The organism is Amycolatopsis japonica, from assembly GCF_000732925.1.
Taxonomy (GTDB): Bacteria; Actinomycetota; Actinomycetes; order Mycobacteriales; family Pseudonocardiaceae; genus Amycolatopsis; species Amycolatopsis japonica.
Genome location: NZ_CP008953.1, coordinates 3,955,118 through 3,979,880 on the forward strand (window position 1 = coordinate 3,955,118; position 24,763 = coordinate 3,979,880).

Annotated in this window: 21 protein-coding genes; 16 read left to right on the top strand and 5 right to left on the bottom strand. The window is 68.8% G+C overall.

The window, feature by feature from the left end; genetic code table 11:
- Positions 1 to 22 precede the first annotated feature (22 nt).
- Complete coding sequence (aztD, locus tag AJAP_RS18455) at positions 23 to 1,195, top strand: zinc metallochaperone AztD (RefSeq protein WP_038513328.1); 1,173 nt, start codon at positions 23 to 25, stop codon at positions 1,193 to 1,195.
- Between the two features lie 409 nt (positions 1,196 to 1,604).
- Here the strand turns inward: aztD and AJAP_RS18460 are convergent, their stop codons facing one another.
- Together AJAP_RS18460 and AJAP_RS18465 are read right to left on the bottom strand one after the other, a co-directional pair.
- A complete protein-coding gene (locus AJAP_RS18460) occupies positions 1,605 to 2,240 on the bottom strand; it encodes a response regulator (RefSeq protein ID WP_038513331.1) in 636 nt (211 codons plus the stop codon).
- A complete protein-coding gene (locus AJAP_RS18465) occupies positions 2,237 to 3,412 on the bottom strand; it encodes a sensor histidine kinase (protein ID WP_038513333.1) in 1,176 nt (391 codons plus the stop codon). Before AJAP_RS18465 ends, AJAP_RS18460 begins: the two co-directional genes overlap by 4 nt.
- 171 nt (positions 3,413 to 3,583) lie before the next feature.
- Between AJAP_RS18465 and AJAP_RS18470 the strand changes: the two genes are divergently transcribed.
- The 6 genes from AJAP_RS18470 to AJAP_RS18495 all read left to right on the top strand — a co-directional run bounded on the left by AJAP_RS18470 (position 3,584) and on the right by AJAP_RS18495 (position 9,665).
- Entirely contained in the window at positions 3,584 to 4,666 is a 1,083-nt protein-coding gene (locus AJAP_RS18470) for an ABC transporter permease (RefSeq protein WP_038513336.1), read from the top strand.
- Positions 4,663 to 5,346 (top strand): ABC transporter ATP-binding protein, encoded by a 684-nt coding sequence (locus tag AJAP_RS18475; RefSeq protein WP_038513338.1) that lies wholly within the window; start codon positions 4,663 to 4,665, stop codon positions 5,344 to 5,346. The genes AJAP_RS18470 and AJAP_RS18475 overlap by 4 nt, the downstream gene beginning before the upstream one ends.
- A 170-nt stretch (positions 5,347 to 5,516) precedes the next feature.
- Complete coding sequence (locus AJAP_RS18480; RefSeq protein WP_038513340.1) at positions 5,517 to 6,377, top strand: universal stress protein; 861 nt, start codon at positions 5,517 to 5,519, stop codon at positions 6,375 to 6,377.
- A gap of 13 nt (positions 6,378 to 6,390) precedes the next feature.
- Positions 6,391 to 6,996 carry a CBS domain-containing protein gene (locus AJAP_RS18485; protein WP_038513343.1) on the top strand — a complete coding sequence of 202 codons (606 nt, stop codon included), beginning with the start codon at positions 6,391 to 6,393 and terminating at the stop codon, positions 6,994 to 6,996.
- The gene (locus AJAP_RS18490) at positions 6,993 to 7,877 is read left to right on the top strand and encodes a universal stress protein (RefSeq protein ID WP_038513346.1); all 885 of its coding nucleotides are present in this window, start codon (positions 6,993 to 6,995) and stop codon (positions 7,875 to 7,877) included. Before AJAP_RS18485 ends, AJAP_RS18490 begins: the two co-directional genes overlap by 4 nt.
- Before the next feature lie 51 nt (positions 7,878 to 7,928).
- Positions 7,929 to 9,665 (top strand): sensor histidine kinase, encoded by a 1,737-nt coding sequence (locus tag AJAP_RS18495; RefSeq protein ID WP_038513348.1) that lies wholly within the window; start codon positions 7,929 to 7,931, stop codon positions 9,663 to 9,665.
- Here the strand turns inward: AJAP_RS18495 and AJAP_RS18500 are convergent.
- Entirely contained in the window at positions 9,662 to 10,324 is a 663-nt protein-coding gene (locus AJAP_RS18500) for a response regulator transcription factor (protein ID WP_038513352.1), read from the bottom strand. The two genes, AJAP_RS18495 and AJAP_RS18500, sit on opposite strands and share 4 nt — an antisense overlap.
- A 193-nt stretch (positions 10,325 to 10,517) precedes the next feature.
- On the opposite strand from AJAP_RS18500, the gene AJAP_RS18505 reads away from it, so the two are divergent.
- The 6 genes from AJAP_RS18505 (at position 10,518) to AJAP_RS44375 (ending at position 19,507) form a co-directional block, all read left to right on the top strand.
- Positions 10,518 to 11,504, top strand: a complete 987-nt coding sequence (locus AJAP_RS18505; protein WP_038513354.1) for an Acg family FMN-binding oxidoreductase — start codon at positions 10,518 to 10,520, stop codon at positions 11,502 to 11,504.
- Between the two features lie 495 nt (positions 11,505 to 11,999).
- The gene (locus AJAP_RS18510) at positions 12,000 to 13,268 is read left to right on the top strand and encodes an aspartate kinase (protein WP_084098231.1); all 1,269 of its coding nucleotides are present in this window, start codon (positions 12,000 to 12,002) and stop codon (positions 13,266 to 13,268) included.
- Complete coding sequence (locus AJAP_RS18515) at positions 13,265 to 17,329, top strand: Pls/PosA family non-ribosomal peptide synthetase (RefSeq protein ID WP_038513356.1); 4,065 nt, start codon at positions 13,265 to 13,267, stop codon at positions 17,327 to 17,329. The genes AJAP_RS18510 and AJAP_RS18515 overlap by 4 nt, the downstream gene beginning before the upstream one ends.
- Positions 17,326 to 18,696 carry an aspartate aminotransferase family protein gene (locus AJAP_RS18520; protein WP_038513358.1) on the top strand — a complete coding sequence of 457 codons (1,371 nt, stop codon included), beginning with the start codon at positions 17,326 to 17,328 and terminating at the stop codon, positions 18,694 to 18,696. Before AJAP_RS18515 ends, AJAP_RS18520 begins: the two co-directional genes overlap by 4 nt.
- A gap of 202 nt (positions 18,697 to 18,898) precedes the next feature.
- Positions 18,899 to 19,249, top strand: coding sequence for a beta/gamma crystallin domain-containing protein (locus tag AJAP_RS18525; protein ID WP_038513360.1), 351 nt, complete (start codon positions 18,899 to 18,901; stop codon positions 19,247 to 19,249).
- 108 nt (positions 19,250 to 19,357) lie between these two features.
- Positions 19,358 to 19,507: a hypothetical protein gene (locus AJAP_RS44375; RefSeq protein WP_167551713.1), complete on the top strand. Its 150-nt coding sequence runs from the start codon at positions 19,358 to 19,360 to the stop codon at positions 19,505 to 19,507.
- A 17-nt stretch (positions 19,508 to 19,524) separates the two neighbouring features.
- On the opposite strand, the gene AJAP_RS18530 is transcribed toward AJAP_RS44375, so the two are convergent.
- Positions 19,525 to 20,166, bottom strand: coding sequence for a hypothetical protein (locus AJAP_RS18530; protein WP_038513363.1), 642 nt, complete (start codon positions 20,164 to 20,166; stop codon positions 19,525 to 19,527).
- 263 nt (positions 20,167 to 20,429) lie between these two features.
- On the opposite strand from AJAP_RS18530, the gene AJAP_RS18535 reads away from it, so the two are divergent.
- Complete coding sequence (locus AJAP_RS18535) at positions 20,430 to 20,783, top strand: ArsR/SmtB family transcription factor (RefSeq protein ID WP_038523362.1); 354 nt, start codon at positions 20,430 to 20,432, stop codon at positions 20,781 to 20,783.
- A 401-nt stretch (positions 20,784 to 21,184) separates the two neighbouring features.
- On the opposite strand, the gene AJAP_RS18540 is transcribed toward AJAP_RS18535, so the two are convergent.
- Positions 21,185 to 22,141 carry a helix-turn-helix domain-containing protein gene (locus AJAP_RS18540; protein WP_038513365.1) on the bottom strand — a complete coding sequence of 319 codons (957 nt, stop codon included), beginning with the start codon at positions 22,139 to 22,141 and terminating at the stop codon, positions 21,185 to 21,187.
- Between the two features lie 120 nt (positions 22,142 to 22,261).
- On the opposite strand from AJAP_RS18540, the gene AJAP_RS18545 reads away from it, so the two are divergent.
- Together AJAP_RS18545 and AJAP_RS18550 are read left to right on the top strand one after the other, a co-directional pair.
- On the top strand, positions 22,262 to 22,852 hold the full coding sequence (locus AJAP_RS18545) for a cysteine hydrolase family protein (protein ID WP_038513367.1): 591 nt from the start codon (positions 22,262 to 22,264) through the stop codon (positions 22,850 to 22,852).
- Between the two features lie 70 nt (positions 22,853 to 22,922).
- Complete coding sequence (locus tag AJAP_RS18550) at positions 22,923 to 24,662, top strand: pyruvate dehydrogenase (RefSeq protein WP_038513369.1); 1,740 nt, start codon at positions 22,923 to 22,925, stop codon at positions 24,660 to 24,662.
- Positions 24,663 to 24,763 lie beyond the last annotated feature (101 nt).

A 24,763-nucleotide genomic window follows, 5' to 3' on the forward strand; every position in this document is an offset into this window, starting at 1 on the left:
AACAGACGAAAGGCACAGTGAAATGGCACGGAAGACCCGATATCTCGCGCTGATGGCGACGACGGCGAGCACCCTCGCACTCGCCGCCTGCGCGACCGAACAGCCGGCGGCGGACCCCGGGAAGGACGCGGCTCCGGCTCCCGTCGTCGCGAATCCGGTGGCCGTCACCTATGACGGCGGAATCGTCCTGCTCGACGGGAAGTCCCTGCAGGTCGCGAAGAACCTTCCGCTGGAAGGCTTCAACCGGCTCAACCCGGCCGGCAACGACCGGCACCTCATGGTCTCGACCTCCACCGGATTCCGGGTCCTCGACGCCGTCGGCGCCGTGCTGACGGACAACGAGGTGAAGGCGGCCAAGCCGGGCCACGTCGTCCGTCACGCCGGCAAGACGGTGCTGTTCGCCGACGGGACCGGCGAAGTGACCGTCTTCGACCCGAAGGCGATCGGTACCGCGGCCTTCCCCGCGCCGAAGCACAAGACGCCGGAAGCGCATCACGGCGTGGCCGTCGAACTCGAGAACGGCGAACTCGTGACCACCGTCGGGAACAAGGACAAGCGGTCCGGGATCGTGGTGCTGGACAAGGACAAGAAGGAGATCGCGCGCAACGAGCAGTGCCCCGGTGTGCACGGTGAAGCCGCCGCGCGCGGGGAGGCGATCGTGGTCGGCTGCCAGACCGGCGCGCTGATCTACCGGAACGGTGTGATCACCAAGGTGACCAGCCCGGATGCATACGGGCGTATCGGCAACCAGGCGGGTTCGGACGTCTCTCCGATCACCTTGGGCGACTACAAGGTCGACGAAGCGGCCGAGCTCGAGCGCCCGACCCGGATTTCCCTGATCGACACCGAGAAGGCCACGCTCAAGCACGTCGACATCGGGACCAGCTACACCTTCCGTTCGCTGGCCCGCGGTCCTCAGGGCGAGGCGCTGGTGCTGGGCACCGACGGTCAGATCCACGTGATCGACCCGGTGAGCGGTGCGGTGACGAAGAAGATCGCCGTCATCGGCACCTGGCAGGAGCCGATCGAGTGGCAGCAGCCGCGCCCGGCGATCTTCGTCCGCGGCGGGACCGCGTACGTGACCGATCCCGGCAAGAAGGAGATCCACTCGGTCGACCTCGCGTCCGGCGCGAAGACCGCGACCGGCACGATCCCGGGAACGCCGAACGAGGTCAGCGGGGTGCTCGGAGGCTGATCGACTCCGTGAGTGGCGAGGGACGGCTAGAACCGTCCTCACCACTCACGAGACGTGCCCCATCACGCGGCCGAGCCTTTGCTCCGCTTGCGGTACAGGAAGGCCCGTGAAGGCCTCCTTGATGGACTCGTTTGCTTACCCACTGGTATGGATCAAGCCTGAGGGGTTCGGGGCGCCGAACGTCCTGGCCCCTCCGCACAGGGATTCGTTGATGAAGGATTTGGGACAGTGAACGTCCCAAATCCTTCATCGACAACGCTTGACCCCCGGTCCGGAACGGAGCGAATCCCGCTCACGCACAGGTCAGACGTAGATCAACGAGTACCTGTCCGTGAAGGCCTCCTTGAGGGACCCAGAGTCCCTCAAGGAGGCCTTCACGGACGGAGCCGAAACCTGCCGCAGCAGGCGGTCAACGGCGGATGAGGCCCAGGTCGGTCGCGGTGGCGACGGCGGCCGTGCGCGAGTCGACGCCGAGTTTGGTGTAGCTGCGCGCGAGGTGGGATTTCACGGTGCCTTCGGTCAGGTGGAGCCGTTCCGCGATGGCCCGGTTGGACAGGCCGTCGGCGACCAGGACCAGGACTTCGATCTCGCGCAGTGTCAGCGCGGTGGTGGGCATCCGCATCCGGTTCATCAACCGGTCGGCGACGGTCGGGGCGAGGGTGGTGCGTCCGGCGGCGGCGGTACGCACGGCGGTCACCAGCTCCTCGGGTGGGGCATCCTTGAGGAGATAGCCGGTGGCGCCCGCTTCGATGGCGGGCAGTGTGTCGGCGTCGGTGTCGTAGGTGGTGACGATCAGCACGCGCGGAGCGTCCGGCCGCGCCGTGATCACCGCGGTGGCTTCGGCGCCGGTCATGCCGGGGCCGAAGCGCAGATCCATCAGCACGACGTCGATGTCGCCTTCAGCCGCGCGGGCCACCGCTTCCTCCGCGGTCGCGGCTTCGGCGGAGACGACGAGACCGGGTTCGGTTTCCAGCAAGGCGCGGAGGCCCGCCCGGACGATCGGATGATCGTCGGCGAGCAGGAGCCGGATCGCGGGTTCGGTCACGGACGTTCCTTGGTTTCGACGGGCAGCCGCACGGACAACTCGGTGCCATGACCGGGGGAGGACTCGATGGCGAAGGTTCCGTCCAAGGCTTCGACTCGGGTCCGCATCGCGGTCAGACCGAAGCCGCTGTGTTCCGGATCGAAGCCGACACCGTTGTCGACGACGTCGAGGAGGACGTGCTCGTCGAGGTAGCACAGGGTGATTTCGGCGGTGGACGCGTCGGCATGACGGACGGTGTTCGCGAGGGCCGCCTGGCCGATGCGCAGCAGGGTGACCTCGTACGCGGTCGGCAGGGGAGTGGGCGTACCGGTGAACCGGAACCGTGCGGTGATCAGGTGCCGGGCGCTGGTGGTGGCACACAACCGTTCCAGCGCGTCGGTGAGCGTGGTGTCGTCGAGCGCCGGCGGGGACAGCGCGACGACGAAGCGGCGGGCTTCGGCCAGGTTGTCGGCGGCCGCCTGCCGGGCCTGTTCGACGTAGCGGGCGGCGTTCCCGGCTGTGTCGGGCAGGGTTCTTTCCGCGGCACGCAACAGGAGTTGAATGCTCGACAGCCCCTGGGCGAGGGTGTCGTGGATCTCGTGGGCCAGCCGTTCCCGCTCGGCGAGCACTCCCGCCGCGTGCTGGGCTTCGGCGAGATCGGCGCGGGTGGCGGTCAGTTCCTCGATCAGGTTCCGGCGTCGTTCGCTTTCGCGGTACAGCGCCTGATATCCCCAGACGACCGCGACGGCGACGGCGGCTCCCAGCGCCGGGCCGATCGCCGCCGCCGGGACGAAGGAACCTTGGTGGGCGGCGAACGCGGTGATCGCCGCCAACGCGGTCGCGATCACCGCGACCAGGCCCTGACGGCGCGGCAGCAGGTGCAACTGCAGGAAGTACAGCGGGAAGGCGACCCAGACGCCGTCGGCGGTCAGCACCAGCAGGACCAGCCACACGACGCCCACCGCGATCAGCCACCACTGGGCGGCCTGCCGGGACGTCCTGACACGCGGCAGGAGCGGGCCTGCCGCGTACACGACAGCGCACGCCAACGCCGTCGCGACGACCGCTCCCGCGTCGGACGAGCCGTTCGCCACCGCACGGACGGCCGCGAGTGCGAGCAGGGCGATGAGCAGCAGGTGCAGACACCAGGTCAGCACCCGGCTGGTCGGGGTCAAAGGGGGCGCGGTGGTCACAGTGCCTCCAGATTACGGAGCGCGACCGGCGGGCGCCTCTATCCAAAGGTAGAACCGGCGTGCCGTCTTCCGGCGGGCGAAGTGCCATCTCCGGCCAGATGTCGTCGCGGTCTCCGGCCGCGATCGTGGAGAGGTAACCAGCCCACCCGCCGGAGAGGACAGACCGGAACCGTGTTCGTCGCCTGGAGAGATCTGAGATTCGCCAAAGGGCGGTTCGCCCTGATGGGAGCCGTGGTCGTGCTGATCACCCTGCTGGTCGGCCTGTTGTCCGGGCTCACCGCCGGGCTGGGTGAGCAGAACATTTCCGCGATCACCGGCCTGCCCGCCGACAAGATCGTCTTCGCCGCTCCTGGTGACGGGCAGAGCCTTTCCTACGCCAACTCCGCGATCACCGAGACGCAGCGGCGGCAGTGGGCCGAATCCCCGGGCGTCACCGGCGCCGAGCCGTTGGGCATCTCCACCACCAAGGCCACCGCGGGAAACCGCAGTGCCGGGATCTCCGTCTTCGGAGTCCGGCCCGGTTCGGCGCTCGCCCCGGGCGGCGCGAACATCACCCGCGGCTCGGTGGTGCTGTCGACGTCCGCCGCCGACGACCTGGGTGTCCGGAGCGGGGACGTCATCGCCGTGGCAGGGCGTCAGCTGACGGTCTCCGCCGTGTCGGGGGACGCCTGGTTCAGCCACACCCCGGTGGTATGGGCAGGCCTCGACGTCTGGGCGAAGACGGTGCCACCCACCGGCGGCGAGCCGAGCGCGACGGTGCTCGCGCTGACCACCACTGCCGACGCCGATCTCGCGGCCACCGATCTCGCCGCCGGCACGAAGACGGTCTCGAAGAGCGACTCGTTGTCCGCGATCGGCTCCTACGCCTCGGAAAACGGCTCGCTGCAACTGATGCGAGGGTTCCTGTTCGCCATCTCCGCGCTCGTGATCGGCGCCTTCTTCACCGTCTGGACGATCCAGCGCAGCGGCGACATCGCCGTCCTCAAGGCGCTGGGAGCGAGTACGGCCTTCCTGCTGAAGGACGCGCTCGGCCAGGCTGTCGTCCTTCTCGTCGGCGGCACCGCCGTCGGCACCGCACTGGCCGTCGGCCTCGGCGCGGTCGTCGCCGGATCCGCCGTGCCCTTCCTGCTGACGCCGGCCACCGTGCTGGTCCTGGCCGCCGTGATGATCCTGCTCGGCGCTCTCGGGGCCGCGCTTTCCGTCCGCCGCATCACCTCCGTCGACCCGCTGACCGCATTGGGGAGTGCCCGATGAGCCTGAACCTGACCGATGTCACCCTCACCTATCCCGATGGCGATTCCCGCCTCACCGCCCTCGACGGCGTCACCCTGGACGTCCCGCCGGGCACGATCACCGCCGTCGCCGGGCCCTCCGGCTCGGGCAAGTCCAGCCTGCTCGCCGTCGCCGCCACCCTCATCACCCCGGACCACGGTTCCGTCACCATCGACGGCACTGAGACCACCGGGCTGAGCCGCGGTGAACTCACCGAGCTACGCCGCCGCAAGATCGGGATCGTCTTCCAGCAACCCAATCTGCTGCCCGCCCTCACCGCCGCCGAACAACTCCAGGTCATGGCCAGGATCGACGGCCGCTCGCCGTCCGCGGCACGCGGCGTGGCCCTGGATCTGCTCGACGCCGTCGGGCTCGGGCCGCAGGCCGGACGTCGCCCGCACCAGCTCTCCGGCGGCCAACGGCAGCGGGTGAACATCGCTCGTGCGCTGATGAACGAGCCCACCGTGTTGCTGATCGACGAACCGACGAGCGCCCTCGACCACGACCGCGGCGCCGCGGTCATCGATCTGATCACGCGCCTGACCCGTCAGCGGGCCACCGCCACCGTCCTGGTCACGCACGACCGCGCCCATCTGACCGCGGTCGACCGGATCGTCGAAGTCCACGATGGACGGTTGGGCAGCCCCGCGCCGGTCGGCTGATCCGTCTCCGGTCATAGGGACTTTCGCCCCTTCCTCATGGGCCGGTCGGCGACGCGACCGGGACTCGGGAGCAGGTGCCGGGGGACTTCGTCCTCTGCGATCGGGCGGTGCCGCCATTCGAGACTGGGACCGGCCCATGACAGCGGGTCCGACCTCGAAAGGAGCCGGGGATGCCGATCGCCACGGAAGGTTCGATCGTCGCCGGGATCGACGGATCCCGCTCGGCGAGGACGGCGGCCCTTTGGGCGGCGGGCGCCGCTTCACGACGGGGTGTGCCGCTCCGGCTCGTCCATGTCTACGCCGTGCCGCTCGCGAAGGTACCGAGTGTCCTTCCGCCGGCCGAGACGATCCGAGCGGGGTTCGCCGGTCTGGGGGAAGAGTGGGTGTCCCAGGTACGGGAGGCGGTGCTGGCCCGCTTTCCGGGCCTGGTCGTCGAGACCGCGGTCCGGGAGTGGAGCGCGGTGCCCGCGCTGGTCCAGGAGTCCACCAGGGCGACGATGCTGGTGCTGGGATCACGGGGGCTGGGCGGGTTCACCGGACCGTTGATCGGTTCCACCGCGGTCGCGCTCGCCAAACACGGTCATTGTCCGATCGTGGTGGTCCGTGGCGCCTGGCGCGACGAGGACCGGATCGTGGTCGGCACGGATGGTTCTCCGGCGAGCGAGGGCGCCCTCGGGTTCGGCTTCGACGAAGCGAATTCGCGAAACACCGGGCTGACCGTCGTCCGGACCTGGTCCGATCTGTCGGATCGGGTCGAGGACGACGAGCGGAAGTCGATCGAAGAGCAAGTGGCTCCGTGGCGGGACAAGTACCCGGAGGTGCCGGTCGAGTTCGTCCTGCGGCAAGGGCGTCCCGTCCGTGCCCTGCTCGAACTCGGCAAGCGGGCGGGCCTGCTCGTCGTCGGCTGCCGTGGCCGCGGCGGATTCGAAGGGATGCTTCTGGGCTCGACGAGCCAGGCGTTGATCGCCCACGCGGAGTGCCCTGTCGCCGTCATCCGGCCCGCTGTACCGAGCGACGACGCCGACCTGTGAGACGGGGAACGACATGCGGGCAAGGGATCTGATGACGAGGCCGGTCGTCACCGTCACGGCGGGGACGAGCGCCAAACACGCCGCCGAACTGTTGACCGAGCACGGCTTCACCGCTCTGCCGGTGGTGGACGACGACGACCGCTTGATCGGCATGGTGACCGAGGCGGACCTGATCCGGGACCGATTCCCCGAAGACGTCCGGTTCGCCCGGAGTTCCGCCGGTCATGGGACACCGGGCGCCACCGTGGCGGAGGTGATGACGACGCCCGCCACCGCGATGAGCGCCGGGGCGGACCTCGCCGAGGTCGGCAAGGCGTTGCTCGACGGGAAGACCCGCGCGATGCCCATTGTGGACGGTGCGGCTGTGGTGGGCATCGTCACCAGGGCCGACTTCGTCCGCGCCTTCGCGAGAGCCGACAGCGCGATCGCCGCCGACGTCCGGCACCACCTCGCGATCTACGGCGGCCCCGGCCGCTGGACGGTCGACGTCGAGGACGGCCTTGTCCGCATCGGGGACCGATACGGCAACGACACCGACCATCACGTCGCGAAGGTCATCGCGGAGGGGATCCCCGGTGTCGTCCAAGCGAAAGTGACCTACCAGGAAGGTGAGAGATGAACCGGATCGTCGTCGGGGTGGACGGAGCGGAACCGGGCCGGGCGGCCGTGCGATGGGCGGCCGCCGTCGCGGCCGAACGAGGTTTGGGGCTGCTGATCGTGCATGCCCTGCATGTGGAGCAGTGGGCCTACGGTGGCGGGCTGGCCGGGCCGGTGCCGTGGTTCGACGTGCTCGCGGGCGAAGGCCGGCGCGTTCTCGAAGAGGCCGTGACGGAAGCAGGATCGACCGCGCCCGGTGTCCGGGTCGACACCCTCATGCCCGCGGATTCGCCGGTCTCGACGCTGGTCGACGCGTCGAAGTCGGCCACGATGGTCGTGGTCGGCGGGACGGGCAAGGGCTTCTTCGGGCAGATGACCCTGGGATCGACGGCATCCGCGCTGATCGCGCACGCGCACTGTCCCGTGGTCGTGCTTCGCGGCAGGAAGGGCACGACGAATCAGCCCGACGCGGGGCCGGTGGTCGTCGGGATCGACGGGAGCCCGACGAGCGAGCGGGCCCTGGAGGCCGCTTTCGACGAAGCCTCGCGCCGGTCCGCGACACTGGTCGCCGTGCACGCGTGGTCGGACGTCACCTATGACGACGTCTACGGGATGGCGCGGCTGGTGAGCCAGTGGGAGTCCATTGAGGACGATGAGCGCAGGCTGCTCGCGCAACGTCTCGCGGGCTGGCAGGAGAAGTACCCGGACGTCACGGTGGAACGCTCGCTGGTGCGTGACCGGCCGCGGCAGGTTCTGCTGGAGTGGAGCGCCAAGGCGAGGCTCGTGGTCGTGGGCAGCCGCGGTCGTGGCGGGTTCACCGGGCTCCTGCTCGGCTCGACCAGCCAGGCGTTGGCCCAGCACGCGGAATGCCCTGTGATGGTGGTCCGCCGAATGGAACGCTGAGGCCGGTGCGGACGATGAACGAGTCGTCACCCTATCCGGAAGGAGGTGGCGATGGCGTCCGAGCCATCACCGGCGGGCGGGCATCCGCCGCCCAGCGCGGCGGTGCTGACCGGGCTCCGGCTGGACGAGTTGCTGCACGAGGTCCAGGAGCGGCTTTCGGAGATCGTCAAGACCCGTGACCGGCTGCAAGGGTTGCTCGACGCGGTTCTCGCGGTGGGGACCGGTCTCGAACTCGATTCGACCCTGCAGCGCATCGTCCAGGCCGCGGTCGAGCTGGTCGACGCCCAATACGGGGCGTTGGGTGTCCTCGGCGACGAGGACGGCCTCTCCCAGTTCGTGTACGTCGGCATCGAGCAGGACGTACGCGAGACGATGGGTCACCTGCCCGAGGGCAGGGGCCTGCTCGGCCTGCTCATCGAGGATCCGCAGCCGGTGCGGGTCCCGGACCTGTCGGCGCATCCCGCCTCGGTCGGCTTCCCGGCCAACCATCCGCCCATGCACAGCTTCGTCGGTGTGCCGGTCCGGGTGCGGGACGAGGTGTTCGGGAACCTGTACCTGACCGAGAAACGCGGAGCCGCCGAATTCACCGCGGACGACGAGGTCGTCCTGCAGGCACTCGCGGCGGCCGCGGGCGTGGCCATCGACAACGCCCGCTTGTTCGAGCGCTCCCGGACCCGGGAGCGATGGCTCGAGGCGGTGGCGAAGGTCAACGGCGAGCTGCTCGGTGGCGCGTCGGTCGTGGACACGCTGGCGCTGATCGTCGGGAGCGTCCGTGAGCTGGCCGGTGCCGACGAGGTGATGATCCTCCTCGCCGAAGACGGCGAGAAGGGAACGCGGCCGTTGACGGTCACCGCGGTGAGCGGCGGACGGCAGGGTCCGCTACGGGGGAAGCAGGTCTCCGGCGAGCATCCCGTGCTCGACGAGATCTTCGCCGGCGGGCAGCCCTGTCTCATCGCCGACCTCGGCACCGTGTTCGGTTCGGCGGACAAGGCGCTTTCCGGCCCCGGAGCGCTGGCGCCGTTGACCAGCGCGTCGGGTGTCGGCGGCGTGCTGGTCGCCAGCCGGGAGAAGGGCACGCAGCAGTTCAAGGCCGACCAGATCCCGATGTTGTCGTCGTTCGGCGACCAGGCGGCGGTGGCGCTCGAGTTCGCCGAAAAGCAGCGCAACCAGCGCCTCCTGGACGTGCTCGCCGACCGGGACCGGATCGCGCAGGACCTTCACGATCACGTCATCCAGCGGCTTTTCGCCACCGGTATGAGCCTCCAGAGCATCCTGCCGAGAGTGCCGGACGACTTCGCCCGCAACCGGGTCACGCAGGCCGTCGAACAACTCGACCGGACCGTTCGCGAGATCAGGACCTCGATCTTCGACCTGCACACCGCGGGAGCGGGGGAGTCGGCCGGCCTTCGCCGGCGGCTGCTCGACATCGTCACGGAACTGACGACGGCTTCGGCCGTGACACCGTCGGTCCGGATCGCGGGCGCGGTGGACACCCTCGTGCCGGTCGAGGTGTACGAGCACGCCGAGGCCGTCGTCCGTGAGGCGTTGAGCAACGCCATCCGGCACTCCGGCGCGAAAGAGATCTCCGTGACCGTCGAGGCCGGCACCGAACTCGCCATCGAGGTGAGCGACGACGGCGTCGGGCTGCCCTCGTCCGGCAGACGCAGCGGGCTCGACAACCTCTTGCAGCGTGCCGAACGATGCGGCGGATACGCCGAGTTCACCGGCAGGGAAGGCGGCGGGTCCCGGATCACGTGGCGTGTCCCGCTGTCGCACGAAAGCGCCTAGCGGTCGCCGAACAGGCGGAGCCGGTCTTCCTTCTTGAGCTCGTTCGCGAGCACGGCGGCCTGGGTCCGGCGCTGGATGCCGAGTTTGCCGAGGATGCGGGAAACGTAGTTCTTGATGGTCTTCTCCGCCAGGAAGAGCCGTTCGCCGATCTCCCGGTTGGTGAGCCCTTCCCCGATGAGCTCGAAGACGGCTCGTTCCTGCTCGGACAACCCGGCGATCGGATCGTCGCGGTCGTGCTCCCGGCGGATGCGGTTCATCAGGGCGGCGGTGGTGCGGCTGTCGAGCAGTGAGCCGCCTTCGGCGATGGTCCTGATCGCCGAGACGAGGTCGTTGCCGAGCACCTGTTTCAGGACGAAGCCGGAAGCGCCCGCCATGATCGCGGTGAGCAGGGCCTCGTCGTCGGCGTAGGACGTGAGCATCAGGCAACGCAGGTCGGTCCGAGTCGAGAGCAGCTCGCGGCACAGCTCGATGCCGGTGCCGTCCGGGAGGCGGACGTCCAGCACCGCGATGTCGGTTTCGGTCGCGGGAATCCGGGTGAGCGCTTCGGAGACCGACGCGGCTTCGCCGGAGATCTCGATGTCCGGCTCGCTGCCGAGCAGATCGGACAGCCCCCGCCGGACGATCTCGTGATCGTCGACCAGGAACACCTTGGTCACCATGGCTCGTCCTCCCGCCGCAGGGTCCTGGCCGTGCTGCCGAACCTACTCCGGCACGCGGGGCGGCACAGCGGTCTGGACGTCCCGGCGTCGTAGGGCTTTGGTCCCGGAGATCGGAGCCGTCCGCACCTGCGCACCGGACCCGGGGTGGCGCACGGTGGATTCGAGCACGGCGCCACCGCGGAGGGCAGGGAGCATGGAGCGACGAGAGAACTGGTCGACGGGGGAGACGGAGGTTCTGGCACGGACCTTGCTTCGGGCGCCCTCGGTGCACAACACCCAGCCGTGGATCCTGGAGTTCGACGGCGGCAGGCTCCTGTTGATCGAACGCCGTGATCTGACCCTCCCGGAACACGATCCGCTGGGCCGCGACCGGGTGATCTCCTGCGGCGCCGCCCTCACGAACCTGGAGCTCGCCGTCCGTGTGCTCGGCTACGCACCGCGCACGGAGGCCTTCCCGGAACCGGGCCGCCCGGAAGTGGTCGCGTCGGTCACGCCAGGCGAGCGTGCGTTGCCGTCCGCGGACGATCTGCACCGCTACTCGGCCATCGAACGACGGCGCAGCCACCGGCGGCGGTTCGCCGGCCGACCGGTCTCGCGTCAGCGGATCGGCGAGCTGGCGGACACCGCCGCTTCGGCGGGCGTCGAAGCCAGGCCGATCCGTGACGAGCTGGAACTGGTTCGCGTCGCCGAACTGCTCGAATTCGCGGCGGAGGCCCATCAGCACGACCACGGATACCAGCGCGAGCTCGCCCTGTGGACGATCCGGGACGAGGTCTCGCATCGACACGGTGTGGGGCTCGCCGCGACGGCGCTTCCTCCGGGCTCGCTGCCCTGGGCGGGCTTGGTCCGGCCGTCGACGGCGTTGCCGGACAGCGTGATCCTGACCCATCGGCTGACGGAAGAGACGTTGCTCGTCTTCTTGACCCTCGACGACACTCGCCACGACCACCTGGCCGTGGGGCAGGCCGTGCAGCGCACTTGGCTTGACGCGGTCGACGGAGGTCTCGTCGGCTCGGTGCTGACCCAGCCGCTGCACCTGCCCGAAGTGCGTTCCGCGTTGTGCGAGGATCTCGAACTCGCCGGTTTCCCGCAGGTGCTCATGCGGCTCGGCTATCCCGCCGGTGCGGTGCCGTCCAGCCCGCGTCGCGCGATCGACGAAATACTCGGTCGCGGTTTCTGAACCCGAGCCTCCACAAAGGACATACGACGACTCGGTCCACGATATGGGACCGCGCGTCGTCATGTCCTCTTTCCGAACAGTGGGAAAAATGCTGGGTTTCGGCCGCCGCGCGCGGCATGGTCATTTTGACGGGTTCCTCCTCGGCTTCGGGCGGGTAAAAGGATCTCGTAATCTCCGGCGAGTGGGGAAATTCGTTCCGTTTTGTCACGCCGTCGTTCTCCCGAATTTCGAAGTCACTGCGAATACGTCATTCGTCTGCCCTAATTCCATCGAACTCGGCTGTTTGCCGTCATAACCTTGCGCACTGTCGTCGGGTTATGGCCTGGGAGAAACGGACGACCGATCTTTCGTACTTACGGAGGTACCCGTGGAAAGTGTCCCGCACTACTTTCCAAACCTGTCACCTCCGCCAGGGCATCTTGTCCGGCAGGTACTTCCGAACTCCGCCTTATACCCCACCGCGAATGCGGCCACTGTGGCTACCTATTAAGGAAAATGGTGAATTCTTCCCCGAAACTCGATGTCAGCCCGAACCCGCCCCTGTCGAAGACGCGAAACGAAGGACTGGTCATACGAAAATACGGAGGCTCGTCGCTGGCCACGCCGGAAATGGTGAACGACGTGGCCGCCGAAGTGGCCGCGCTCGCCGAAGCGGGAGATCGGGTCGTCCTGGTCGTGTCGGCGATGGGGGACAGTACCGACCGGTTGATCGCGCTGGCGGGCGAGTTCGCCGAACCACCCGCGCCCCGGGAACTCGACCAGTTGATGGCGACGGGTGAACAGGTGTCCGCGTCGGTGCTCGCGATGGCGTTGGCCGAGCGCGGGATCGAGGCCGTCTCGTTGTCCGGTGACCAGGCGGGGATCGAGGTCGCGGGCGAACCGGGCGCGGGGACCATCGTGCGGGTCGATCCGGGCAAGATCGTCGCGCGGCTGCGTGACGCGCGGGTCGTCGTGGTCGCCGGGTTTCAGGGGCGCGACGCCGACGGCGAACTGCTGACCTTGGGCCGAGGCGGTTCCGACACCACCGCGGTGGCGCTCGCGGCCGCGCTCGGCGGTTCCGAATGCGAGATCCGGACCGATGTGCACGGCGTTCGCACGGCCGATCCTCGGATCGTGCAAGACACCCGGCCTGTCCGGACGATCTCGTACGACGCCATGGTGGAGCTCGCTGGGCTCGGCGCGCGGGTGCTGCATCCCAGATCCGTCGAGCTCGCGCGCCGTCACGGAGTGGCGGTGCGGGTGACGCACGCGTCGGATCCTGGCCCGTCGACCGTCGTGACGGCGGAAGAACCGTCGCTGGAAGGCACGCCCCGCGTCATCGGCATCGCCCACGAGCGCGACGTGCGGCTCGTCCGCGTCGAGGTTTCGGCCTCCGGCCCGGACCACTACGCGCGCGTTCTCGCGACGCTGGCGGGCTGCGGGGTGCGGCCGGACAATCTGAGCTGGCCCGATCCCGGCGAACTGCGGTTCACCGTCCGGGGGACCGAGCCGCTCGGCCTGCCGATCACCCGGCTCGCGATGGAACTGGACGCCCGCTCCACGGTCTTCGAGGAACTCGGCTCGGTTTCCGTGGTCGGCACCGCGCTGCTCGATCCGCCCGGGTTCCTCCCCGAGTTGCTGCGGGTCCTCGCCGACCACCGGGTCACGGTGCCCGCGATGACGACCTCGCAGTCGCGCCTCACCGCCGTGATCCCCGCCGACGCCGTGGACACGACCGTCCGCGCCCTGCACGACTCGTTCGGCTTGTCGGCGGACAGGACATGAGCCCCTACGGACTGCCGTCGGGCCAGTTCACCACCGATGGCCTGGTCCTGACCTGCGACGGCCACGATCAGCGGATTCGCTGGCGGGTCGGCGATCGGCTGGAAGAGTTGTACGAGCGGCTCTGCGACCGGCTGCGAGCCGAAGGCCTCGGCGACCGTCTCGCGGTCGACGCCGAGGGCGAGAAGCTCACGTTCGACGGCTTGGACGAGCGGGCGAACCGGCTCGCCCGGCATCTGCGAGCCCACGGGGTGCGCCCCGGTGACCGGATCGGGTTGTTGTTCGGCGAGCCGGTTCACCCCTACGTCGCGATGCTCGCCGTGCTCAAGGTCAACGCGGCGTATGTGCCGCTGGACGCGGGGTTTCCGGACGACCGCCTGGCCTACATCGTCAAGGACGCCGGCGTCCGGCTCGTGGTGTCGACCGCCGACCTGCGTAACCGGTTCGAGCCGGGCAGTGTCGAGGTGCTCTGTGTCGACGAGGACTCGGATCGCATCGCCGGGTTTTCGGGCGAGCGGCTCACCGCAGTCGAAAAGGGTGCACCGGCCGACGAACTCTGTTACGTCGTCTACACGTCCGGCTCGACCGGGCGGCCGAAGGGCGTGACGATCGACCATGCCTCGATCTGCAATTTCGTCCAGGTCGCCGCCGAGGTTTACGGCATCCAGGACACCGACCGGGTCTACCAGGGCATGACGATCGCATTCGACTTCTCGGTCGAGGAGATCTGGGTGCCGTTGCTGAGCGGCGCGACGCTCGTGCCGAAACCCGGCGGTGCCGCGCTCGTCGGTCACGACCTCCTCGAATTCCTGCGGGAGAACAAGGTCACCGCGCTGTGCTGCGTCCCGACCCTGCTGGCCAGCCTCGACGAGGACCTGCCTCTGCTGAGATTCCTCCTGGTGTCCGGTGAAGCGTGCCCCGAAGACCTCGTGCGCCGCTGGTATCGCCCGGACAGACGGTTCCTCAACGTCTACGGCCCGACAGAGGCCACTGTCACCGCGACGTGGTCGGTGCTGCGGCCCGATCGGCCGGTGACCATCGGCGTGCCCCTGCCGACGTATTCCGTGGTCATCCTCGACCCGGACGAGCCGAGGGCGCTGGCCGCGGGTGAGCTCGGCGAGATCGGCATCGCCGGGATCGGGCTCGCCGGCGGCTATCTCAACCGGGCCGACCTGACTGAGCGCGCGTTCATCCCGGACTTCCTCGGCATCGGGCACAATCCGTCCCAGCGCATCTACCGCACCGGTGATCTGGGCCGGATCACCCCGGACGGCGAGATCGAGTACCACGGCCGCGCCGACACCCAGGTGAAGATCCGTGGCTACCGGGTCGAGCTCACCGAGATCGAGTCGGTCCTCCTGCAGATCCCCGGAATCGCCCAGGCGGTGGTCGAAACCCACCATGCGGAACCCGGCACCGTCGAACTGGTCGCCTACTACAGCCTGCGCCGCGACCAGGCGGATGTCGATCCCGGTGAACTCCGTGGTCGCCTGGCGGAACTGCTGCCGGGCTACATGGTGCCCGCCTATCTCGAAAGGCTCGATCACATCCCGCTGACCCCGGCGGGCAAGGCCGACCGCAAGCATCTCCCGGCGCCCAGCGGTCCGCGAAGAGCGGGAAACGACGTCGGCTACGTGGCACCGGCCACCGAAACCGAACTCCGCTTGGCGGAGGCGTTGGGCGGTGTCCTCGGGATCGAGCGGATCTCGGCGACGGGGCACTTCTTCGACGACTACGGAGCCGACTCCCTGCTGCTGGCCAAGTTCTGCGCGGTGATCCGGGAACGCGGTGATCTCGCGCCGTTGTCGGCCAGGGACGTGTACCTCAACTCCACCGTTCGTGGTCTCGCCGAGTCGACCGCCGCCACGGCCCCCGTGACGGTCGCTCGCGCCGAGGAGCCACGCCGCGCGTCGACCATGTCGTATGTCCTTTGTGGAGTGTTCCAACTCTTGGCGTTTCTGGCGTATGCCGCCGGTTCGGGCTGGATCCTGGACACGGGATTCGCCTGGATCTCCGCCGCGACGGGTTTCGTCGAGAGCTACGCACGCGCCGCCGGACTCGGGCTCGTCGTCTTCGTCATCCTGTCCGTGGTGCCGATCGTGGCGAAGTGGGCGATCGTCGGCCGGTGGAAGCCGGGGGAGATCCCGTTGTGGAGCGTCGGCTACCTGCGCTTCTGGACGGTCAGGACGTTGGTCAGGTTCAGCCCGCTGATGCTGTTCATCGGTACGCCGCTGTACTCGTGGTACCTGCGGGCGCTCGGCGCGGACATCGGCAAAGGCGCCGTGATCCTGTCGCGGAACCCGCCGGTGTGCACCGATCTGTTCAGCGTCGGCGCCGGGGCGGTCATCCGGAAGGACGCGTACTTCTCCTGCTACCGCGCCAGGGCGGGGCGGATCCAGACCGGGCGGGTCACCCTCGGCGACAACGCCTTCGTCGGTGAGATGACCGTGCTCGACATCGGCACGGCGCTCGGCCACGACTCGCAGCTCGGCCACTCGTCGTCGTTGAACTCCGGGCAATCGGTCCCCGACGGCGAAAGCTGGCACGGGTCGCCCGCCCGCCTCTCCACAGTGGACTACCGGGCACTGGGAACGGTCCCGCGCGGCAGGCTCAGGCCGATCGTCTTCTGCGCGTCCAGCCTGCTGCTCCTGCTCTCGGTGACGCTTCCCGTGACCCTGGGCGGGGCCGATGTGTTCGTCGACCGCTGGCTCACCACGACGACGGACTTCACGAGCTGGGCCTTCTACCGCGGCCGGATCCTCGACTCCGCTCTGCTGTACTTCGGGGCGTTGCTCGCCGGACTCGCGGTCGTCCTCGTGATCCCGCGCCTGCTCGGCCTCTTCCTCCGGCCGGACCACGTCTATCCGCTCTACGGCAGGCATTTCGCCATCCAGCGGTTGATCGCGCGGCTGACCAACATGCGTGCGTACACGTACCTGTTCGGCGACAGCAGCTACATCGTGTACTACCTGCGCGCGCTGGGATACGACCTGTCGAAGATCCAGCAGACCGGATCCAACTTCGGGGTCGAGGTCAAACACGAGACGCCGTTCCTCAGCACGGTCGGCACCGGGACGATGGTCTCGGACGGTCTTTCGCTGCTCAACGCCGACTTCTCGTCCTCGTCGTTCCGGCTGCGCAGGACGTCCGTCGCGCCGGAGGCGTTCCTGGGCAACGAGATCGCCTTCCCGCCGGACGCGCGGATCGGCCGGAACTGCCTGCTGGCCACCAAGGTCCTCGTTCCGCTGGACGGGCCGGTCCGGGAGAACGTCGGCCTGCTGGGGTCGCCCGCCTTCGAGATTCCCCGGACCGTCCGCCGCGACACCGGATTCGAGCATCTCGGCAGCGGGGACGCGCTGCGCCGGGGCCTGCGGGCGAAGAACCGCCACAACACCGTCACCATCGGCGTCTACCTGCTCGTGCATTGGCTGCACCTGCTCGGAATCCTGTTGATCAGCACGGCGGCAGGTGCCCTGCACGAGCGGATCGGTCCACTCGCGGTCGGCGGCGGCATCGTGGCGACACTCGTGTTCTCGGTCGCGTTCCTCATGGTGGCGGAACTCGCCGTGCAGGGCTTCCGGGCGCTGCGGCCGAGGTTCTGCTCGATCTACGATCCGGTCTTCTGGCGGCACGAGCGGTTCTGGAAGCTCAGCCCGGCCCGCTATCTCGCGCTGTTCAACGGGACGGCGTTCAAACCGTTCCTGCTGCGTCGCCTCGGCGTCCGAATCGGTCGTCGGGTCTTCGACGACGGCTGCGCGATCCCGGAACGGTCGCTGGTGAGCATCGGCGACGACTGCGTGCTCAACCTGCACACCGTCGTGCAAGGACATTCGCTCGAGGACGGCACGTTCAAATCCGACTACATCGACATCGGCGCGGGGTGCACCCTCAGCACCGGCTCCTTCGTCCACTATGGAGTGACGATGGCGGACGGGGCGATCGCCGAAGCGGACGCGTTCCTGATGAAGGGCACCACGGCACCGGCCCGGACCCGCTGGTACGCCAATCCGGCGGTCGAACTCGACACGGCGGAAGAGATCACCGCGGCAAGGAGGCTGCCATGACCCGGACTCCCACGGCGAGACCGGCACTCGCCCCTCGCGTCGAAGGTGCCCTGCCCGGGCCGCGTTCGGCCGAGTTCCTCGAACACCAGCGACAGTGGGAATCCAGTGCGCGGGCGTATCCACGCCATCTGCCGATCGCCATCGCGGGCGCGGAGGGCAGCTACCTGTGGGACATGGACGGGAACGTCTTCGTCGACTTCCTGGCGGGCGCGGGCGTGCTCTCCCTCGGCCACAACCATCCCGAACTGGTGCACGCGGCCACCGAACAGATGCACGTACTCACCCACGGCCTGGACTTCCCGACGGCGGCGAAACGCGAGTTCGTCGACGCCCAGCTGTCCATGCTGCCGCCGGGCCTGAGCTCACGGATGCGAATGCATTTCTGCGGTCCCGGTGGCGCCAACGCCGTGGACGCCGCGATCAAACTGTGCAAGACCGCGACCGGACGCGGTGACCTGGTGTCCTTCCAGGGCGGGTTCCACGGCTCGAGTCACGCCGCGATGGCGTTGACCGGGCTCGTCGCCCAGAAACGGCCGATCGCCAACGGCGTGCCCGGCGTGCATTTCTTCCCGTACTCCTATTGCGCCCGGTGCCCGGTGGGGCTTTCGCCGGACACCTGCGCGACCAACTGCGTCGGCCTGCTGGAACGGTCGCTGCGAGATCCCAACGGCGGCATCCCCCTTCCCGCCGCGGTGATCCTGGAATTGGTGCAGGGCGAAGGCGGGATCATCCCGGCGGACCGCGACTTCGTGCGCCGGGTCCGTGCGCTGACCGCGGAACTGGACATCCCGCTCGTCGTCGACGAGGTGCAGACCGGTTGCGGCCGCACCGGGACCTGGTTCGCGTTCGAGCACTACGACATCGAGCCCGACGTGATCATCGCCTCGAAGGCCTTGAGCGGGATGGGACTCCCGGTGGCGGTGATCTTCTACGACCGGCGGTTGGACGGCTGGGCGCCCGGCGCGCACACCGGGACGTTCCGCGGCAACCAGGCCGCGTTCGCCGCCGGCGCGACGGCGGTCCGCATCATCCGGCGGGACGACGTGCTCGGCAATGTCCGGCAGCGCGGGCGACAACTCGCGCAACGGCTCGGCGCCCTGCACGGCGACGTCTGGGTCCGCGAAGTGCGCGGCCTCGGCCTGATGTGGGGGATCGAGCTGGCCGATCCGCGCGACGGCCGCCCGGCCGGCGGATACGCCCGCGCCGTGCAGGCGTACGCGTTGCAGCGCGGGCTGATCGTCGAACTCGGCGGCCGCGACGACAGCGTGATCCGGCTGATGCCACCGCTGACCGTGGCCGCCGAGGAGATCGACCTCGCCTGCGCGATCCTGCTGGACGCGATCGTGCGCTGTGGCCCGCCGCAGTAGGGAATCCGCAGGTCCCGCCTCGTGAGTGGTGGGGACGGTTAGAACCGTCCTCACCACTCACGAGGCCGTTGCCTCTTCGGACAGCGTCGGTGTGCGCAACAGGCAGCATCGCAGGCTTTTCGTTCTTCGCCGCTCTTGCGTGGATAGGCTCGCTCACGCCCCATCGGGCAGCTATCCGTTGCGAGGAAAGGAATCCAGCCCCATGCGGAAGAGTGCCAAGAGGCTTTCGGTCGTCGGTGCGGCCGCGCTCGGCCTGCTCGTCGCGGTTCCGGCGAGCCCGGCCTTCGCCATCGACCAGGTCGCCTGCGGCAACAGGGACGACTTCGTGAAGCTGGACATCTCGTTCGGCAACGGGATGGGCACCAACCGGTGCTTCGCGAACGGCGGCGTCACCGGCACGGACATCGGCGGGGTCTACAACGTCACCTCGGGCAACAACAAGGTGACGGTCAACTACGAGCGCAACGGCCGGTACGAATCGTCGACCCTCGGGTACTGGCAGGGGGTCGGTTTCGCCGGGACCGTCCGGGTGTACGAGGTGCGCATCTGGTGACGATCGCCTCAGGGGAAGCGACCAAAACTCCGGATACGGCCCGTGATCGATACCCGGCCGTTAGAGTGAACAGTCGCTGTAGTCGTCACCCTTGAGGAGTAGCAGTTCATGATCGCCGAGAGCGCGAACCAGCAGAGCGTGACCTTCCCGCAGGAAGCTACGCCGATCTTCGATCTGGTCGCGAAGATGGTGTCGCGGACGCAGACCGAGGACGAGCGCGAGTTGGACCGCGAAGCCGGTCTCGCGACGTCGGTGTAGCTTCCTGCCGCGGCAGGTCATTCAGCCGGTGTCCCGGCGTGGCCGCGCAGTTCCGCGGCCGTGCGACGGGCATGGGCCAGGCCGTCGAGTATCCATTGCGGGGGCTGCCGGTCGTTGGTCGCGATCCGCTCGTAGGCGGCGACGAGCCGTTCCGCGATCTTCAGGCGGGCTTCCACGGCAGGCGGTTCGGGGTCGCTCGGCTCGGCCGGGATCGTGACCAGGGCCAAGTGTCCGGCAGACGCGCGAGTCGTGGGCTCGGCGGGCGTGTCGGATCGCTGTTCCACAGTGGGCAAGCGTCGAAGCCGGAGGGTCGTCTGCTCGGTGTTTCCCGGCACACCCTCGCGACGGGAGCCCTGCGCGGGGAAGGGGTCCGCCCGGAACCGTGCGACCGAGGGCCAATACCGGGTTCGAGCCGACTTCGGTGTCTCCCCGTCGAGACCGCCCGCGATCTCCTGCCAGGTCTTTCCGTCGAGTCGCGCGGCGACCACCGCCGCCTCGACGATCTGCTGCGCCATCCCGATCAGGCCGGAGTGGTCCGGCGGGGTGGAAGCGTCCACCCTGGCGGCGTTCGCCGCGAGATCGGCCAGTTCCGCCGCGTGCGCGGCGAGGACCAGATGGGCCCGGGTGGCCGCGGCGGGGATGGTGTGGCGTGTGGTCACCGTCCGCTCCTCGGGGCAGGCCGGAGGCTCGACAAGAGGCTCGCGGAATCCCGCATGCCGTGACTCACAGGTGTTCTCACCTTCTCTGATATGCAGACTTGCATAAATATGCAATTAATGGATGTGCGGTGCTGCTCAAGAACCGCGAGTTTGTGCCCTGATCGGGTGTGGTCGTGCCCGTTCCGTGTGAGGTGACGTTCGGCCGCCCTTGATGTCGGGCACGATCAGGGAGGTGCGGACGGCTCTGCGGGGAAGGGATGCCGATGAACAGCCCCCTGTATCAGGCGACGGCGGAGTTCTTCAAAACGCTGGGGCATCCCGTCCGGATCCGCGTGCTCGAACTGCTCAGCGAGCGGGACCATCACGTCTCCGAGCTGCTGGCCGACCTCGGTATCGAGCCCGCCAACCTGTCCCAGCAGCTCGCCGTCCTGCGCCGGGCCAACCTGGTGGTGCCGCACAAGGACGGCACGACCGTCTCCTACTCCCTGACCAGTCCGTCGGTCGCCGAACTGCTCGCCGTCGCGCGCGGGATTCTGACCGGGGTCATAACCGGCCAGCTGGGACTGCTCGACGATCTACAGAGTTCCACCGGTGCGGATTCGCCCGAATCAGGATGAAAAGCAATTTCGGATATTCACGGCCTCGCTGCGACCGTCATTTGTTTTCGTTGTCGGAATCGGCGTGCTTCCCATTCGATTCGGAATGGTCCTCGCCGTCCCGGGTCCGCCGTGTCTCCTCGACCAAAGAGTCGAAGATGGGGGTTCCGCACAGCTCCACATGGTCCTCCGTCGCGCCGGTCCTCGTGCCCGATCATCTTGCCCCGGAACGGCTTCTTCGATCCAGTTCCGCCGGGCAATGCACTCGATTGAGCTCACCCTCGGGGGTGAGTTATTCATCGATGTGAAAAGCGAAGTGTAGGACATGGCCCTTTCGGCGGCTTCGCCGGGTTTTGCGGAAATGATGATTCCACTTTCCCGCCGTGTATGAGAAAAGGATTGCTCACTCGTCTCGCGGCTGGTCAGCGCGGGGCGGAGAACTCGACCCGGTAGCGGGTCGGCGTCGTGCCCAGCGCGGTGGCGAAGTGCTCGCGAAGCCGGGCGGGCGTGCCGAAGCCGGACTGTGCGGCCACGGCGTCGACGCCGAGCGAGGTCGTCTCGAGCAGGTGCCGCGCCCGCGCGAGACGTTGCGCGACAAGCCAGTTGTGGACGGTGGTCCCGGTGCGGGCGCGGAACGAGCGGGTGAACGTACTGCGGCTCATATGCGCCCGGGCGGCGAGGCCGTCGATGCTGTGTTGCGTGCCCAGGTGGGCTCGCGCCCAGCCCATCACCTCGGCGAGCGGATCCTCGTCCGCGGCGGGTACGGGAAGTTCGATGAACTGGGCCTGGCCGCCGGGACGGTGCGGCGCCGCGACGATCCGGCGGGCGACGCGGTTGGCGACGACCTGGCCTTCCGTGCGGGCGAGCAGGTGAAGACAGGTGTCGATCCCGGCGGTCGCACCGGCGCCGGTCACGACGTCGCCCTCGTCGACGTACAGCTCCTCGGGGCGCAGCTCGACCGACGGGAAGCGCCGCTGGAACGTCTCGATCCATTTCCAGTGGGTCGTCGCGGCGCGGCCGTCCAGGATGCCGGCGTCCGCGAGGGCGAATACCCCCAGGCAGAGCCCGACGACGAGGGCACCGCGTTCGTGCGCGGCCCGCAGCGCGGCGGACACGGGCGCGGGCGTCGCGGTTTCCGGAGCGGACCACCAGGGCACGACGACGATGTCGGCGTCCGCGAGGGCATCGAGCCCCGCGGAGACGTCGATCGTGTATCCGGCGCTCGTGGTGAGCCTGCCCGGTTCGGTGGCGACGACCGTGAGCGGCCACGGCTCCATGTCGCCCGCCGGGGTTTCCGGACCCCACACCAGCGACGGGACGGCGAGGTGGAACGGGCTGATCCCCTCGAACGCCAGGACGGCCACCCTCGGAGCACTCATCGATCCCTCTTTCCGCGGATGTCGGCCGATCTCGACCCTGCCTGACCCGATTCCGTATCTCGATATCGAATCGGGTCAGCCAAGATGGTAGCCGTACCGACGGAAAGCGAAGGAAACACGATGACCAGCACCACTCTCCGCGAAATCAGCACCCTGCCGACGACCCCCGCCGCACTCTCGGACGCGACGGTGATCCTCGTCGACTACCAGAACACCTACACGCGCGGCGTGATGGAGCTCGACGGCTGGGAAGCGGCGCTCGACGAGGCGGCCACGTTGCTGGCGCGCGCCCGATCCGAGGGCGCGACGGTCATTCACGTCATGCACGACGGCGGCGAGGGCAGCCCGTACGACCTCCAGCAGGACATCGGCCGGATCCACGAGCGGGTCGCCCCCGCCCCGGGCGAGGAGGTCGTGGTGAAGACCGCGCCGAACTCGTTCGTCGGAACCCGGCTGGGGGAACTGGTCGACGCCGCCGGGCACCAGGACGTCGTCGTGGCCGGGTTCATGACGCATATGTGCGTCACGTTCACCGCGGAAGGCGCGTTCCTGCGTGGGAACAGCCCGACCGTGGTGGCCGCCGCCTGTGCCACGCGCCCGCTCCCATCCGTCGCCGGACCGGTGACCGCCGCCGAACAGCACCGCGCGGCGCTCGCCACGATCGGTGATCTCTACGCGGTGGTGGTCGGCACGGCGGCCGAGCTCGGCTAGGCCCTGCGAGGCCGCGCCCGCGCGTGGATCATGAGGGTATTCCCGCCGCCGAAGCATCGAAGGGGTCCTGATGGCCAAGCCCAACGTCGCCGAGCAGTTCGTCCAAGTCCTGGTCCAGGCCGGGGTGGAGCGGATCTACGGCGTGGTCGGAGACAGCCTCAACCCCATCGTCGATGCCATCCGCCGGACACCGGGTATCGAATGGGTGCACGTGCGCAACGAGGAGGCGGGCGCGTTCGCGGCGGCGGCCGAGGCCCAGCTGACCGGACGGCTCGCGGTGTGCGCCGGCAGCTGCGGTCCCGGCAACACCCATCTGGTGCAGGGACTTTACGACGCGCACCGCACGGGAGCCCCGGTTCTCGCGCTCGCTTCGCATATCCCGTCCGGTCAGATCGGGACCGGGTTCTTCCAGGAGACCCATCCCGAACGGCTGTTCGTGGACTGCAGCGGTTATTGCGAGCAGATCAGCAGGCCGGCCCAGATGCCGAGGGTGCTGCGGATCGCCATGCAGCACGCGTTGTCCCGCGGCGAGGTGTCGGTGCTGGTGTTGCCTGGGGACGTCGCGCATCTCGACGCCGTCGCACCCACCGGGAACGGAGTGCCGGTCACCGAGCACGGGACGGTCGTGCCGCCCGAGCCGCAGGTGGCCCGGCTCGCCGAGCTGATCAACGACGCCGAGACCGTCACCTTGTTCGCCGGTGCCGGAGTGCGCGGCGCGCACGCGGAGGTGATGGAGCTGGCCGGGACCGTGCAGGCGCCGGTCGGCCACAGCCTGCGCGGCAAGGAGTGGATCCAGTACGACAACCCGTTCGACGTCGGGATGAGCGGTCTGCTCGGCTACGGCGCCTGCTACCGGGCCATGAACGACGCGGATCTGCTGGTCCTGCTCGGCACCGATTTTCCCTATAACTCCTTCCTTCCCCAGGCGCGGACGGTGCAGGTCGACCACGACGCGACCCGGCTGGGCCGTCGCACACCGCTGGAACTGGCGGTGCACGGCGACGTGCGGGAGACCCTGCGGGCCGTGCTGCCGCTCCTGCGCCGCAAGTCCGACCGCACGTTCCTGGACCGGATGCTGCGTGATCACTGCAAGACGCTGGAGCAGGTCGTCGACGCCTACACCCGCAACGTCGAACGGCACGTACCCATCCATCCGGAGTTCGCCGCGGACCTCCTCGACGAACTCGCCGCCGACGACGCGATCTTCACCGTCGACACCGGCATGTGCAACGTGTGGGCGGCCCGGTATCTCACGCCCAACGGGCGCCGCCGGGTCATCGGGTCGTTCCTGCACGGCACCATGGCCAACGCCCTGCCGCACGCCATCGGCGCGCAGTTCGCCTACCCGGGGCGCCAGGTCGTGTCGATGTCCGGCGACGGGGGACTGGGCATGCTGCTCGGCGAACTGCTCACCGTGGCCCTGCACGACCTTCCGGTCAAGATCGTGACGTTCAACAACTCCTCGCTCGGCATGGTGAAGCTGGAGATGCTGGTGGACGGCCTTCCCGACTATCAGACCGATCACCGCCCGGTGGACTTCGCCGCGATCGCCAGCGGCGCCGGACTGCGTGCCGAGCGGGTGACCGATCCGACCCGCCTGCGCGCGGCGCTCAAGGAAGCCTTGAGTCACGACGGACCCGCGCTGGTGGATGTCGTGACGGACGCGAACGCGCTGTCCGTCCCGCCGCACATCACCGCCGGTCAGCTCGGTGGATTCGCCTTGGCCGCGAGCAAGGTCGTGCTCGAAGGCGGGGTCGGCCGGATGATCGATCTCGCCCGGGCCAACCTCCGCAACATCCCGCGGCCGTGAGACCGCTGCGCCGACTTTGCGTGTGAAGCCCAGCTCCAGCAGATATGCCCGTTCGTCACTGATAGTTCGCCGACGACGGTTGATGGGTCCGTGAAGGCCTC